Source organism: Streptomyces sp. NPDC054872 (assembly GCF_053610705.1).
The window spans coordinates 270,672-285,130 of the sequence record NZ_JBSGYY010000005.1 but is presented as its reverse complement, the minus strand read 5'-3'; the positions used below and the strand labels follow the sequence as shown (position 1 = coordinate 285,130).

The following is a 14,459-nucleotide window of genomic DNA, read 5'->3' as shown; positions in this document are numbered from 1 at the left end:
TTGCGCCGAAGGAGCACCGAAGCCATGCATTATTCGGGCTTTCTCAGGTACCCGAGGTGATCACCGGCCCACGGCTTCCTACGCCGGGACGGACAACAGCGTGACCAGCCCGGCAGAGGGGCCCACGGAAAGAAGCAGCACGCCAGCGACTTGAGGAGGCGCTTGAGAATGCGCGCACTGACATGGCACGGCAAGCGCGACGTACGCGTCGAGGAGGTACCCGACCCCCGTATCGAGAAGCCCGACGACATCATCGTCCAGGTGACCTCGACGGGGATCTGCGGTTCGGACCTCCATCTCTACGAGGTCCTCGGACCGTTCCTCGAACCGGGTGACATCCTCGGGCACGAGACCATGGGCGTGGTCGCCGAGACCGGACCCGACGTCACCGGTGTGGCGGTCGGGGACCGCGTGGTGATCCCCTTCAACGTCTCCTGCGGCACCTGTTGGATGTGCGACCGGGGCCTGCACTCGCAGTGCGAGACGACCCAGGTCACGTCCATGGGCAGCGGTGCCTCCCTCTTCGGATACACCAAACTCTACGGTCAAGTCCCCGGCGGCCAGGCCGAGTTGCTGCGGGTGCCTTTCGGCAACAAGCTGCCCATCAAGGTGCCCGACGGGCCGCCCGACGACCGGTTCGTCTACCTCTCCGACGTGCTGCCCACCGCGTGGCAGGCCGTCGAGTACGCCGACATCCCCGCCGGCGGCAGCGTCACCGTCCTCGGCCTTGGGCCCATCGGAGACATGGCCGCCCGCATCGCGCGACTGCGTGGCGCGGAACTCGTCATCGGCGTGGACCTGGTCGACGCCCGCCTCGAACGGGCCCGGCGGCACGGCGTGACCATCCTGGACCTGCGCGAGCACGAGAAGGACCTGGGCGACGCCGTCCGCGACCTCACCCAGGGCCGGGGCACCGACGCCGTGATCGACGCGGTCGGCCTCGAAGCGCATGGCGCGCCCGTCGCGCAGGCCGCGCAGTGGGCCACCGGCATCCTGCCCGACAAGCTGGCCCGCCCGATGATGCAGAAGGCGGGCATCGACCGCATGAGCGCCCTGTTCGCGGGCATCGACATCGTCCGTCGCGGTGGCACGCTCTCCATCAGCGGCGTCTACGGCGGCGCGGCGAGCCCCATGCCGCTCCTGAAGATGTTCGACAAACAACTGCAGGTGCGTATGGGGCAGGCCAACGTATGGCGCTGGATCGACGACATCCGCCCCCACCTCACCGACGACGACCCGCTGGACGTCGACAGCTTCGCAACGCACCACCTGCCACTGCGGGACGCGCCGACGGCGTACGCGACCTTCCAGGCCAAGGAAGACGGCATGATCAAGACGCTCCTCAAGCCTTGACCCGACGCCGATTCGAGCTGCACCGTGGGCGAAGTGACGGCTGTGACGGGCGGCATGACGGACAGCCGGTGACGCAACGACCCTGCTCGGGCCGCGGCGCCGCGGTGGTCACTGTTCCACGTTGCGTGCCAGGATTCCGAGGGTCGCGCGGAGGCCTGCCTCGGGGATGACCGGGAAGATGTTCGCGTCCCGGTACCGTTCCTCGATCTCGCTCCAGTCGTAGTACGAGGTCACCAGTGTGCCGCCGTCGTGGGCCTCAAGGCGGTAGCCGTACAGGTGGCGGATCGGTGGCTGTATCTGGCCGGAGATGGTCCATTCGATCAGAGCGTCCTGCTCGAACCGCGTGATGATCACCGTGACGTCGTACTTGCCCAGGGGGTAGTCGTTCAACGCCTCACGGTCCATGTGGACGACGAACTCGTCACCGGCCTCGCGGACGGGTTTTCCCTCGGCGGACTGCAGCATGCCTGAACTGTCGATCGCCACGTGTCCCGTGGGCTCGCACAGCAACGCGAAGATCTTCTCCGGGGAGGCGGCCACCTGACGCTGTACTTCGAATCGCTCTGTCGTCATGCGGGTCACCCTCGCACGATCATGTGACCCAGGACCAGCAGAAGCCGGTGGTCCGGATTCAACGAGCGACTGATTCGACATCACCCATGGCGACCACCGGCTTCATGTCGGGGTCGAGCCATTTCAGGAGCTCGGTCATCTTCTTGCGCGGCAGCGCCACGCATGCCTGGGTCGGACCGCCGTGATCCATGTGGATGAAGATGCCGCCGCCGCGTTCGGGCCCCAGGGGCCGTACGAGGTCCCTGGGCGGGGTGCCGGGCTGTCGGTTGTAGTTGATGGCCACCACGTGGTCGAAGGCCCCTCTGAGAGACTGACCCAGGAAGCCGACACCGTCCTCGTCGTACACGGGGGACTGGTCGTAAGGCAGCTTGGAACCCGGGTCGGGCAGCAGCCCGCCGGCGTCACTCAGCCCGAACACCCCTACCGGAGTGCTCCGGTCGCTCGCGGTGTGGTGCTCGGTCCAGCCGCGTTGGCCGTTGCGGGCCGGCCACGGCTCGAAGACCCTGCGCCATCCGCCCTTGGCGTCGCGCTCGAACAGGTGAACCGTCGCGTAACTGGAGTCGGGTGCGTCCCCCGACACGAGGACCACCTGTCTGGCACCCCGGCGGTCCACGGCCTTCTGCATGCCCGGTCCGAGTTGCGGGATCGACGTGGCCCGATCCGGCGGCGGGATTTTGCCGTAAGCGTTGTGCGGCGGCGCGTGATTGCCCGACCGGCCGTCGGCCGGAGCTCTTTCGTCGCTGCATCCGCTGAGAGAAACCGTGCAGATGAGCAAGGGGAGAATCAGTCGGGGCAGCGTGGTTTTGAGCACTCTCGCATTATCAGCCCATTCCATTATTTCGCTCGGAAGCTCGGCGCGTGTCGGGCCGGCCGTCACACGACCGATGGTCGGCCATACCGCTGCCGACCCCCTGCCCCGGCGCACATCGAGTTGCGCTCTTCCCGGGACGGGAAGCTGTCGGTACGGTGCCGCGCGTGACCAACTCCTATGACGCTCTCGCGCCGCACTACGACCTCATCATGACCTCGGGCTATTACGACTACGACGCCTACGCACGGGGTCTGCGGGAACTCATCGGCGACCGCAGGGATGTCCTGGAACTCGGCGTGGGCACAGGGCTGATGTGCGATCAGTTGCTCGCGATGGGGCCCGCCGACATGCGGATCACCGGCATTGACCACACCGAGAAGATGCTCACCCAGGCCCGGAACAGACTCGGGGACCGAGTGACGCTCGTCGAGCTGGACATTCTCCACGCCGTTCCGGAATCGAAATTCGACGTCGCCTTCTCCGTCGGAGGAATCTGGTACTGCCTCCGTGAAGGCGACGAAATCACGCTGGGCAGTCACCTGGTGGAGGAGGGCGACAACATCAAGGGTCTGAAGAATCTCGCAACAGTGCTGCGCCCGGGGGGACTTCTGATCCTGTCGGTTCAGGATGCGCATCACCCCTATAGGCGGGCGTTACCCGGAGGGCTTGCCTACGTCCAGGAGTCCCGGGCGGCGGGAGGGGGCCGGTTCACCAAGGACTACTACGTGATGCGCGGGAGCACGGTGGTGGCGCATCAGCGCTCGGGATATCGCGTCTTCGGTGCAGCCGACGCCGACCGGCTTCTGGAGCAGTGCGGTTTCCGTCGGCAGGTCGGTGCCGACGAGCGGTTCTGTCAGTACGTGAGGGTGTAGTGAAGCGGCGAGTCAGACCCGGGGAAGCGAAGGGTCGGGTTGCCAGGGTGGCGGTGCGGTGATGGACCAGCGTTCGTGGTCGCGCCAGGCGCCGTCGATATAGAGATAGTCGGGGGAGAAGCCCTCGTAACGAAAGCCCAGGCGCTGGACCAAGGCCAAGGACGCATGGTTGGCCGGTTGGATGTTGGCCTCAAGACGGTGGAGGCGCAGGTCGTTGAAGGCGTGCCGCAGGGCGACGGTGAGCCCTTCGGTCATGTAACCCTGCCCCGCGGACGGGGCGAAGGCCGCGTAGCCGAGTGACGCGCCTTGGTAGCGGCCCCGGACGATCGAGTTGAAGTTCACCATCCCGGCCGCCGCGCCGGTCTTCTGAACGCGGATCAGAAAGCCTTTGGTGGTGCCGTCACTGAAGCGGCGCATCCAGTCCTGGAACTCCTGTGCTGCTGTGGGCAGTTGCATCCACGGCGAATGGAGCTCGGTGCTGGCCCGCACCAGCGTGCAGAATTCGTCCTGGTCGGCGAGGGTGAGCGGGCACAGCTCGACTCGTGACGGCTTGTTGGGCATGGGCCAATGCTAGGACCTCTTCTCAAGAAGTGGATCACTTTGGTGGTCCGCTTCTCTGTAAGGCATCTCAGCCGAAGCGTTGCGTGCGCGGAGCGAAGGTGTTCTCGGGCCCGGCGGCGCGGCCGACCGACCACACCGTCGATGTACCCGGCACCGGCGCGAGTTGCAGCGTCCGGGAGTCGCCCTCTCCGGCCACCGCCGGTTCGCTGTACTCCGCGAACGACTGGCCGTCCCAGGACAGGAAATCCGGCCCGGGGACCAGTGGCGGGTAGCTGCCGGGCGGACCAGACTTCTGCGAGTTGGCCACCGAGACCCAGCCCAGCTCGCCGTTCGCGGCGGGAGCGAACGAACTGATCGAACCGAAGCCGGTGGGCACGGCCACCCGGTTCCAGGTGTTCCCGTCCCAGCGCATCAGCAGGGGCGGAATCGGCTTGCCCACCGGGCCACCGACGAACCCGGCCGTGCCGCCCGCCCATACCTCCGTCGGCGAGACCGCGAGCACACTGCCCACGGCCGACCTCGGGAACCCGTCCACGATCGTCTGCTGCCACTCCTGCCCGTTCCAATGCGAGACCGCCGCCCCCGAGTTGCCGGCGCCCGCGGCCCAGATGTCGTCCGCCGCCAGGATGTGCATGCCGTAGACGGCTCCCGGTGGCACCGGCATGTCCTGCCAGCCGCTCCCGTCCCGCCGCAGCAAGACCTGCGCTCCGTCCCGCGAACCGATCAGCCAGGTCTCACCGCCGCCGGTGACGACCTTGGTCAGCAGGACACCGCGGGGCGGCCGGCTCTCGCGCCAGGTGGTGCCGTCGTAGCGCAGCAGGCGGGCGCCGCCCGCCGAGTCGCGGCCGACCGCCCAGATCGCGGTCGGTGAGGTCGCGGCGATGGACAGCAGGTCTCCCTGCCAGCTGATCTTGGGAAGACTCTGGCGCTGCCACGCGGTTCCGTCCCAGCGCAACATCAGCGGAAAGCCAGGGGCCTCGCGGCCGACGGCGTCGGAGCCGACAGCCCATGCCCGGTCAGGACCGAACGCCACGGCCTCGTTCAGCCCGGCCTGCGGGCGTATCTGGGCCGGCACCGGGACGTGTCGCCAGGCAGTGGGCTCCGCCGCGGCCGAGCTCATGACGGTGATGGCGGTCATCGCGACGGCGAGGACCGCGACGAGAAGTCGGCGCACCATGGTCAGCCTCCCAGCCGCTCGCTCATCAGGTTCGGTTTCGAGCCGTAGATCTCGACGGTCCCGAAGGACAGCAGCGCTGACCCGGCCCTCGTCAGCGCTCGCGGTTTCACGTCGATGGCGTTCGTGCGCTCAAGACCGTAGGAGAAGGTGGTGCGGGAGCCGTTGACCCGCGCGTACTTCGACTGGAACGCGCGGTCGCTGCGCACGGGCAGCCACAACGCGCCGTCCGGACCGCGCACCATGGCCTCGGTGTAGGTGTCGCCCAGGGGCGGGTAGGTGGTGCGCCAGGTGTGGCCGTTCCAGGTCATGAGGTAGGTGCGCGGCGCGCCGTCGGTGTACTGGCTGCCGCCGACAGTGACGCGGCCGGAGGGTTCGAGCAGCATCGTGTGGACGTTGCTGTTCGGCGGCAGCGGCACCTTCGCGTCCCGCCAGGCGGTGCCGTCCCAGCGCAGGACGGTGGTCCCGCTGGTGGTGTCCGCCCAGGCCCAGGCGTCGGTGGCCGTGCGCGCGGTGATCCCCATCACGTACAGCACGCCCTCGGGGGTGGACTGTGTGGTCCAGCCGGAGCCGTCGTAGTGCAGGACCTTCAGCCCGGTGTCGTCCTCACCGACCACCCACGCGGCACCGGGCACGGCGGCGAAGTCCTGGTAGGTCCACAAGGTCTGCGGCAGGGGGATGGTGCTCCACCCTTCCGCCCCTCCCGCGGACCGGCGCAGGATCTCGCCCGTTCCCTCGCGGTTGTGCAAGATCCATGTTTCCTTGCCGACGAACTGCACCTTGCCGAGCCAGCCCGACTTCTCGGCGCCGGGGAAGCTGCTGTCCCGGCTCCATGCCGAGCCGTCCCACCGGTACAGCATCGGCCGCACCCAGTCGGTGGTGTGCTCGTACCCGGTCGCCCAGGCCTCGCCCGGGCCGCGGGCGGCAAGATCGGACACGGTCACGGGGGGTGCGGCCGCGGGCACCGGCAGCGCCGACCAGCTCGGCGTCACGCGCGGCGCGTCGGCTTCGGCGGACGGCACAGCCGCGGCAGGAGATACGAGCGTGACGGGTGTGACGACCGCGGTGCACGCGATGACAAGGCAGATGACGACCGCACGGAGACCGTTCATGAGACCCCCCAGAACGCGAAGGTCGCTCACCTTATGGGCATGCACCCGTCCGTGAATAGACGGGTGCATGCCAATTCGCGGTGCGTCCAGGGAGCGATTCTCCGGGCCCGTGCCCGGGGGGTGCGGGCAGCCCTGAGCCCCGGACGCAGCGCGTGCCGGGGCTCAGGGCGATCCAGACCGGGTTTCCCTAGTAGGGACCGTTCACGTTGTCGATCGAGCCGTACCGGTCGGCCGCGTAGTTGCAGGCGGCGGTGATGTTGGCGACCGGGTCGTAGCTGTCCAGCGAGGTGCCGGTCACGTGGTAGGCGTCGAAGGTGGGGCCGATGACCTGCAGGAGCCCCTTGGACGGGGTTCCCGCGGCGGCGTTGACGTCCCAGTTGTTGATGGCCAGCGGGTTGCCGGAGGACTCGCGCATGACGTTGCGGTGGATGCCCTCGTACGTGCCGGGGATGCCGTGCTGGGCCATGACGTCGAGCGACTCCCTGATCCAGCCGTCGAGGTTGTTGGCGTACGTCTTCTTCGCCGGGGCGACGGCGGGCTTGGCGGCATTCGAGCGCTCGGAGCGGTCCGCCCGCTCGTCGGACGCCTTGGAGGCGGCCGCGTCGTCCGCCGGAGCCTTCTGGCCGACGGTGATCTTGAGGCCGGGGTGAATCAGCTTCGGGTCGGCGCCCAGAATGCTGCGGTTGTCCTCGTACAGCTTCTTCCAGCCGCCGCTGACGGAGTGCTCGCGGGCGATCTTGGCGAGAGAGTCTCCCGCGGCGACGACGTACGTCTTGGGGGCGGCGGCGGGCTTGGCGGCCGCCGCGGGCTGCGCCGCGGCGGCGGCGGTCGCGCCGATCACCGGGAGGACGAGCACGGCGCCGCCCGTGCCTGCCGCGGCGATGCCCCGGCTGAGCGAGCTGGACTTGGGACGGCGGTGCTTACCCTTTGCAGGCATGACGAATTCCTCTCCGTCGCCTACGAGGTGAGCTGTCGGGTTCGGACGGGAGATGTCCGGTCGCACTGTGAATGCGACTTCACCCCGAGCCGTTCCGGAATCCGGATCGGCGGCTTACCTGGGTCCCCCGCTCCTGCCGTGCGTAAGTGAGTGAGTACGGGAAGGGTTTCCGGACAGCGGCAGGATTCGGCGTTCCATCCGGATTGACGGTGAGGTTAGGCGAGAATGCCCGGACGGAACAAGGGCGGAATTTTCTCCGGGAATGCGCGAGGCCCATTCCCGGAGTTCGCGGCTCGTGGGCTCATTGATCAATTAGCCTCAACTTTGTTTGGGTGAAACGAAAATGCGCCGAGCGGCCCTTTGGAGCTCGTTCCGCGGGTGTGACTCATTCCACTGCGTCGCGATGCCAAGTGGGTGTAGAAGTGTCCTTATTCGCAAAACCGGACATACTGCGATGCCCATTTTTCGTGTCAAAACGGGCACTGCCTTTTGGTGTGTGCCCAGCGGTGGGCGTCTTATGGCGGCGCTCGATAAAGGCCTCAGTTCGTCGCCGGGGAGCGGATCGGAGTCGGGCGGTGGGTGGCAATTCCCCAACCGCCATGTCTGCGGCGCCCAGTTGGCAAGCGGAAAAGGCTAGTTCGCGTCAGGAGCCGGGCAATTTAGCGGTGTTGACTCCCGGGTCCTGGATTCTGCCCGTCAGGCAGAGCTGAGCGGATGGGCTGCCGTGGCCGAACGCGGGGGCCAGGCGCGCGGGGCGAGGATGCCGAGGACGTACGCCCGGGCGACCAGGGCGGGGCGGGTCGTGGCGCCCAGGAGTTGCCGCAGGCGGCTCAGGTGGTAGTCCACCGTCTGCCGGGACAGCCGCAGCGAGGCGGCGATGTCACTGTTGCTGCTGCCCTCCGCCAGGAGGGAGAGGATGCGGATCTGTGCGGCCGTGAGCGAGGGGTGGGCCTCGTGAGCGAGGCTCTGATGCGTGACGACGGCCCAGACGTGACGGGCGTGCGCAGCGGAATGGCCGACCGTCGTCAGGTGCAGCTGCGCGCGGCGTTGCCGCCCCCGGGCGTCGACGAGCACGGCGGATGTCTCCACCCGTCTGGTGCGGCGGGCTATCAGACCGTTCCATCTGCGGTGCAGCTGATCGAGGTCGGAGGCAGGGGCGGGAGCGAGCAGCGTGTGCGCGCGACGGCCGACCAGATCGGGCAGGCCGACGTGGAAGAGATCGGCGGCCGCCGAACTCGCCTCGATCACCCGCCCGTTGGCCGAAAGGAGCGCGCAGGGCAGACCGCTGTGGTCCCGCAGCGCCTGCAGGTTCTCCTCCGCCTCCTGGCGTTGGACCAGGGCGCGCAGGTGGTCCGTGATGTCCACATAGATTCCGGCGACGCAAGCCTCCGTGTTCTCCCGCACGGGGAAGCGGTGCCCGGCTGCCTGGCCGACGCTGCCGTCCGGTCGGCGATAGCCGAGGGTGTGCCGCACCGGAGTGCCCCGGGTGAGGATCTCCTGGTCCAGGGCGCGGAACTGGACGGCCTCGGCAGGGGCGTCGAAGTCTTCGATGTATCTGCCGGTGAGTTCCTTGGGCGTGGTGCCGTAGAGGTGTGCGTAGGCGTGGTTGGCCCACAGATAGCGTCCTGCGCGGTCCCGGATGAACGCGGCGGCCGGGGCGAGATCGACGAGGTCCGCGAAGGTGGTGTACCGGTGCGGGGCGTGCGCGTCGACCTCCACCGCGAGACCACGCGTACGACGGTGGGCGCGGGTCTCGTCCAGAGGCCAGCTCACGTCGAAGGTGCGCCCGTCGAACTGCGCCTGCCAGCTGACCTCCTCCGGCGGATGCCCCGGGTCCGAGAGTTCCTCGTGCATGCGCTCCAGGAAGCGCTGCGCGGTCCCGGTGTCGGCGAAGGCGCCGCCTCCCCTCTCCAGGACCTGCCACGGCTGGTCCACCTCCCACCAGAACGCAGGCAGGTGTTCGAGCAGTGCCTTGAGATTGGAGTCGTTCACAGTCGTTTCTCCGTCCGTATTCAACTGGTTGACGCACAGTCACCAGGCGATGCGTATCCCGCGTCGATCTCGCGCATGCTCGGTTCTCGGCCGAAGTGGCGGCCGTCCGGCGCCGTCTGTGCCTGCGGCACTCAGGCATTTGCCTGAATGTCAGACGTCCCCGTTGGCGCTGCGGGCGCCCGCCGCCTGGTCCCCTTGAGTGTGCGGGTGAACACGCCCTGCAACGTACGCCCCGGTGACCCCGCATGTTCTACGCGCGTCACCGATGCGGACGACGACATGCCTCAACCGGACGAATGGAGAGGGAACTTCAGTGAGCAAGGTGCTGTTAGTGCATGCCAAGGGTGGTCCGCCGCTCGGTCACGTCCTCGCACGGGCGGCCGCAAGGGCGGAAGTGCACCTGCTGGCACTCAGCGCACTTCCTCCCACTGTGGCGGACACGGCCGAGCGGCTGTGCGCCTCCGTCGTGACGCCCGCCGACGCGCGCCGCGCCGACCTGGTGTCCCTGATCGTCTCGCGGGCCGAAGCCGTCGGCGCGGCCTCGGTGCTCACCTTCTCCGAGTACGCGGTCGTGGCCGTCGCAGAGGCCTGCGAGGTGCTTGGCCTGGCGGGGGCGGGCAGCGCCGCCGCGCTGGCACGCGACAAGCGGCTGATGCGTCGTACCTGGCACGAACACGGCCTTCCGCAACCGGAGTTCCGCCCGGTGGCCACCGAGGCGGACCTGCGCAAGGCGGCCCGGGACCTTCCCTTCCCGCTCCTCCTCAAGGCGGCCTGGAGTGCGGGGTCCACCGCACACCAGATCATCCGCGCCCCGCACGAGGCGTCCGCCGCGTGGCGTCGATCGCGCGAAGTGATGTCCGAATCGGCCCAGCTGGGGTACGCGGAACTCCATGTGGCCGAGGCCGACGCGGACTTCGTGGTCGAGCAGATCGTGAGCGGCACCGCCTCGGACTGGTTCGACGAGCCCGGCTGGGGCGACTACGTCAGCGTCGAGGGCGTCGTGGCGGACGGTGTGTTCCGCCCCATCTGCCTCAGCGGCCGGATGCCCACCGTCGAGCCGTTCACCGAGCGCGCGAGCATCACGCCCGCCCTGTTGTCCCAGGACACCCAGGACCGGATCGTGGCACTCGCCCGAGCGTCCGTCGATGCTCTCGGACTGCGTGACTGCGGTACCCACACCGAGATCAAGCTCGGTGCGGACGGCCGCATGTGGCTGATCGAGACGGCCGCCCGATTCGGCGGCGCGATGACGGTGCCGCAGATCGAGGAGGTCTTCGGGCTCGACCTCGTGGGCATGCTCGTCGACCACCTCCTCGGCCGTCAGGTCGAGTGGCCCCGGCATGCGCTGACGCCGGCGCAGGCGAACGGCGCGGCGGGCTCCCTCGTCGTCCTCGCGGTGGATTCCAGGGGCGAGGCCTGGCGGGACCGCAAGGTCTGGGACTTCCCCGCCGTCGCGGCGGACGTGCCGCTCAGCCACGGCAGCGAACTGTCGGTGGTCGCGGAGAGTTCGCTCACCGACGGCGCCCTCGTACCGGTGTATGACCCGGCCGCGGGCGCCAACACCATGGCCGCCCTGTGCCTGCTGTCCGCCACCGACCCGCGGAGGGTCCTGCGGGACTTCGAGACCCTGGTGGACGCCCTGCCCCGGGTCCTGCCCGCCGCGCAGCCCGAGGAGGTCGCCCGATGACCGCCCAGTTGTTCACCGGCCCCGCCGAGCCGGCCACGGACCGCACGGTCATCGGCGAGAACCTCTCCCTGCCCCTGTTCCGTACGCTCTCGGGCGTCCTGGCCGGCCACCCGTACCTCAAGGTCGTCGTCGACCGGGCCGAGAACACCTGGCACCTGCTCGACACGACCGCACACCCCTTCCACGTCAACTACATCGCCACCCGCGTTCTGGGCAAGACACTCGAAGCGCTGGACGCCGAGTTGGACGCGTTCAACGCCTCCGTCTACATGGACCCCGAGCGCCGTTTCCTGCTCGGCGTGCTGTCCCTGCACACCGAGCAGGAAACGGAAGGCCGCGAACGCACCTTCCTCGTCCTGGAGACGACCGAGGCCGACACCATGCACGGCGAACTCCTCGCCCACTTCTACGAGTTCGTGCGCGAACGCGTCGACGGCAGACTCCCGGTACTCCTCAAGCCCGCCAACCACGGGCAGGAGGAGGAACTGGCGGCGATCAGCGAACTGCGCGTGCCCCGCATCCTGAGCCACGAGCTCTTCGGCTCCCGCACCCGCACACCGCTGAACCCCGGCGAGGCCACCGGGCGACTGCGGTACTTCCGCACGCACGAGGAGTACGCGGCGGCGGAGGCAGATCTCGGCTGGGCGGACATCGTGGCCATGCCCTGCCTGCCGGACGACGTGCCCCGGGTGGCGGGGTTCCTCAACACCGCCCCGATCACGCCGCTTTCGCACACCAACGTCCTCGCCTCCGGCTGGGGCATACCCAACGCCATCGTGCGCGACCTGCACCAGCTCGTCGACCGGGACCAACTGGACGGCGCGTGGATCCGCTACCGCGTGCGCGAGGACGAGATCCTGCTGCAGCGGCTGGATGACGAGCCGGCCCTGCGGGCTCCGGCCTGGCACCAGCAGCGCATACGCCTCCAGCCGCCCCTGCTCGAAGACGCCCCCGTGCTGGCCCTGCACCGGCTCCGCAGCGCGGACCGCGACCGGTACGGCACCAAAGCGGCCAACCTCGGCGAACTGCACCACGTACTCGACAGCCGCACGGCCGACCTGATCGCCTTCTACGGCCGGCCCCGCCCGCCGCGCGAAAGCCTCTACACGCACCTCGGCACACGGCTCGGCCTCAAGGCGCCTTCCACGGCCGAACTACGCGCCGCAGCAGCCGACTTCGTGGCCACCACGGTCGACGCCCCGGAAGGAGTCGCGCTCCCCTTCGCGCTCCAGCAGCATTTCCTGGCCTCATCGCCCGCCCTCCAACAGGGCATCGGCAAGCTCAAGATGGCCCTCGAACTCGACGCCACCGACGTCCTGGACTCGCTCTGCCTGCAAATCCAGCACCTGATCCGCAACACGCCCGTCCCCGAGTCCGTCACCCGGCAGATCGACCAGGCCCTCCCCGCCGGCGCGGCCGCACGCCGACGCCTGGTGGTGCGCTCCTCGTCCAACGCCGAGGACCTGCCGGGCTTCTCCGCGGCAGGCGTCTACGACTCGGTCACCACCGTCCACTCCACCAGCGAACTCCTGGACGCCGTACGTCAGGTGTGGGCCTCGCTGGTGTCGCCCCGCAGCGTGCGACTGCGCCACCAGGTCGGCATCTCCCTGGACGACACCTACATGGGCGTGATCATCCAGGAGTACGAGCCCGCCTCCCTCGGCGGCGTCCTGGTGACCTGCGACCCGACCCGCCGTGAGGACTTCCGCAACGTCTACCTCAACTGCTCGCCCGGCTCCCCGGACCAGGTGGTCGACGGCTCCGTCCTGCCGCAGCAATACCTCTACAACACGGTGGAGGGAGGCGGCCGCACCGTCGCCCTGGGCTCCTGGGGCGACCCTCTGCCCGCGGCCACCCGCGCCCGCCTGGCCGACCTGTCACTGACCGGACGGCTCCTCCAGTCCCACTTCAGCGGCTCGCCGTTCGGCGGCTCCGACGTGGACAAGCCGCTGGACATCGAGTGGCTGATGACCGAGCGGGGCGATTTCCGGCTGGTCCAGATCCGCCCCTACGCGCTGTGAAGGCGCCCTCCAGCAGGACGGGCAGCACCGGTCTGACGGACACCGCCCGCCGCATCATCCGGCTCAACTACGGCTTCCAGCTGCTGTTCAACCTGCTGTGGTGGATGCCCGTCTTCTACGCCTACCAGAAGGCCGCCGGTCTGACGGACGCGCAGATCTTCGGCATCCAGAGCATCTACTACGTGGCCTTCTGCCTGTTCGAGATCCCGACCGGCCTCATCGCCGACCGGATCGGCACCCGCAACTGCCTGCGGGCCGGGGCCGTGGTGATGACGGCGGCGAACCTTGCTCCGGTCCTCAGCGCCACGTACACGGGTTTCCTCGTCCACTTCCTCGCCATCGCCGCGGGCCGCTCGCTCACCTCGGGAGCGGCAAGCGCCTATCTGTACGACGGGCTGCGCGCCGAAGGCTGCGACGAGCACTACCTGAAGGCGGAGGGCACCGCGCGGGCTTTGGGTCTCGCGGCCAAGGTCGGGTGCTGGCCGCTGGTCGGACCGTTGATGTCCGTCGCCCACGCGGCGCCGTACGTGCTCAGTGCCGCCAGCGCGGCGGGCTCCCTCGCCTGTGCGATCGCCCTGCCTCGCCTGGCGGGAGCGGGGGAGGGGGAGGGCAGGGAGAAGCCGGCCGACCGATCTCGCGGAGGGCGCAGGGGCGGGGCGTTCCTGCGGGACGCGGGCTCCGCGCTGCGCTGCGTCGCCTCCTCGCGGTGGCTGGCCCTGGTGATGGTGCAGGGCGTGGCGGTGTTCACGCTGTCCCGTATCTGCCAGGTCAATCTGTTCCAGCCGATCCTGCTCGACCACGGCATCGCGGAGGCCTCACACGGGGGAGTGCTTGCGGCGATGACGGTCGCCGAAGCGGTGGCCTCGGCCCGACCCCAGTGGCTGAGCCGACGCCTCACACCGGTCGCCTGGGTCTCCGTCCTCAGCCTCGTGCTCGCGGGCACCCTGGCGGCCATGACGCTCGGCGGGCCGTGGGCGGTGGTCGCGCTGCTCTGCCTGTTCGCCGCCGCGACCGGCTTCGCGTACCCGGTGCAGCGCAAGCTGGTGAACGACGCGGTGCCCGCGCACGCCCCGCGCGCCACGCTGCTGTCGGTCGAGAGCATCGTGGACCGCGCGGTGTGCGCCCTGGCGGCGGTCGCCGCGGGCGCCTACCTCTCGGCGGGGCACCTGGACGCCCTGCTGTGGCACAGCGCACTGGCGACGGCGGTGTTGCTCGGAGCCTTCCAACTCCTGTTGCGCAGCGGGGTGGTGAAGCGGTCAGGGCCCCCGGACACGGCGGTGGCGAACAGGGGCGACCCATCGGCCCGCACTGCCCCCGGCGCGTCCGGAGGCGTACGCCGGGGGCGGCGGGGCGACGAGTAGCACGC

At 69.2% G+C, this 14,459-nt stretch carries 12 protein-coding genes and 1 riboswitch; of the genes, 5 read left to right on the top strand and 7 right to left on the bottom strand.

Going from position 1 to position 14,459, the window contains the following annotated elements; all coding sequences use genetic code 11:
- Positions 1 to 168 precede the first annotated feature (168 nt).
- Entirely contained in the window at positions 169 to 1,353 is a 1,185-nt protein-coding gene (locus tag ACWGIH_RS08730; protein WP_453444875.1) for a zinc-dependent alcohol dehydrogenase, read from the top strand.
- 108 nt (positions 1,354 to 1,461) lie between these two features.
- Here ACWGIH_RS08730 and ACWGIH_RS08725 read toward each other — a convergent pair whose 3' ends face one another.
- Both ACWGIH_RS08725 and ACWGIH_RS08720 read right to left on the bottom strand, forming a co-directional pair.
- Positions 1,462 to 1,926, bottom strand: a complete 465-nt coding sequence (locus ACWGIH_RS08725) for a polyketide cyclase (protein ID WP_453444874.1) — start codon at positions 1,924 to 1,926, stop codon at positions 1,462 to 1,464.
- A 58-nt stretch (positions 1,927 to 1,984) separates the two neighbouring features.
- Positions 1,985 to 2,551 carry a L,D-transpeptidase family protein gene (locus ACWGIH_RS08720; RefSeq protein ID WP_453444873.1) on the bottom strand — a complete coding sequence of 189 codons (567 nt, stop codon included), beginning with the start codon at positions 2,549 to 2,551 and terminating at the stop codon, positions 1,985 to 1,987.
- Between the two features lie 350 nt (positions 2,552 to 2,901).
- Here ACWGIH_RS08720 and ACWGIH_RS08715 point away from each other — a divergent pair, with 350 nt between their 5' ends.
- A complete protein-coding gene (locus ACWGIH_RS08715; protein WP_453444872.1) occupies positions 2,902 to 3,609 on the top strand; it encodes a class I SAM-dependent DNA methyltransferase in 708 nt (235 codons plus the stop codon).
- Between the two features lie 12 nt (positions 3,610 to 3,621).
- Here ACWGIH_RS08715 and ACWGIH_RS08710 read toward each other — a convergent pair whose 3' ends face one another.
- The 5 genes from ACWGIH_RS08710 to ACWGIH_RS08690 all read right to left on the bottom strand — a co-directional run bounded on the left by ACWGIH_RS08710 (position 3,622) and on the right by ACWGIH_RS08690 (position 9,385).
- Positions 3,622 to 4,170, bottom strand: coding sequence for a GNAT family N-acetyltransferase (locus ACWGIH_RS08710; protein ID WP_453444870.1), 549 nt, complete (start codon positions 4,168 to 4,170; stop codon positions 3,622 to 3,624).
- A 67-nt stretch (positions 4,171 to 4,237) separates the two neighbouring features.
- Positions 4,238 to 5,347 carry a hypothetical protein gene (locus tag ACWGIH_RS08705; RefSeq protein ID WP_453444868.1) on the bottom strand — a complete coding sequence of 370 codons (1,110 nt, stop codon included), beginning with the start codon at positions 5,345 to 5,347 and terminating at the stop codon, positions 4,238 to 4,240.
- Positions 5,348 to 5,349: 2 nt separating this feature from the next.
- Positions 5,350 to 6,456: a hypothetical protein gene (locus tag ACWGIH_RS08700; protein WP_453444866.1), complete on the bottom strand. Its 1,107-nt coding sequence runs from the start codon at positions 6,454 to 6,456 to the stop codon at positions 5,350 to 5,352.
- A 187-nt stretch (positions 6,457 to 6,643) separates the two neighbouring features.
- Complete coding sequence (locus ACWGIH_RS08695; protein WP_453444865.1) at positions 6,644 to 7,393, bottom strand: transglycosylase SLT domain-containing protein; 750 nt, start codon at positions 7,391 to 7,393, stop codon at positions 6,644 to 6,646.
- A gap of 2 nt (positions 7,394 to 7,395) precedes the next feature.
- A riboswitch (cyclic di-AMP (ydaO/yuaA leader) is annotated at positions 7,396 to 7,552 on the bottom strand.
- 537 nt (positions 7,553 to 8,089) lie between these two features.
- Positions 8,090 to 9,385 (bottom strand): PAS domain S-box protein, encoded by a 1,296-nt coding sequence (locus ACWGIH_RS08690; RefSeq protein ID WP_453444863.1) that lies wholly within the window; start codon positions 9,383 to 9,385, stop codon positions 8,090 to 8,092.
- Between the two features lie 331 nt (positions 9,386 to 9,716).
- Here ACWGIH_RS08690 and ACWGIH_RS08685 point away from each other — a divergent pair, with 331 nt between their 5' ends.
- From ACWGIH_RS08685 to ACWGIH_RS08675, 3 genes are read left to right on the top strand one after another with little or no spacing between them, the layout of a single operon-like run.
- A complete protein-coding gene (locus ACWGIH_RS08685; protein WP_453444862.1) occupies positions 9,717 to 11,072 on the top strand; it encodes an ATP-grasp domain-containing protein in 1,356 nt (451 codons plus the stop codon).
- Positions 11,069 to 13,093: a PEP/pyruvate-binding domain-containing protein gene (locus ACWGIH_RS08680; protein ID WP_453444860.1), complete on the top strand. Its 2,025-nt coding sequence runs from the start codon at positions 11,069 to 11,071 to the stop codon at positions 13,091 to 13,093. The genes ACWGIH_RS08685 and ACWGIH_RS08680 overlap by 4 nt, the downstream gene beginning before the upstream one ends.
- The gene (locus ACWGIH_RS08675; protein ID WP_453444858.1) at positions 13,090 to 14,454 is read left to right on the top strand and encodes an MFS transporter; all 1,365 of its coding nucleotides are present in this window, start codon (positions 13,090 to 13,092) and stop codon (positions 14,452 to 14,454) included. Before ACWGIH_RS08680 ends, ACWGIH_RS08675 begins: the two co-directional genes overlap by 4 nt.
- The last annotated feature ends 5 nt before the right edge of the window (positions 14,455 to 14,459 follow it).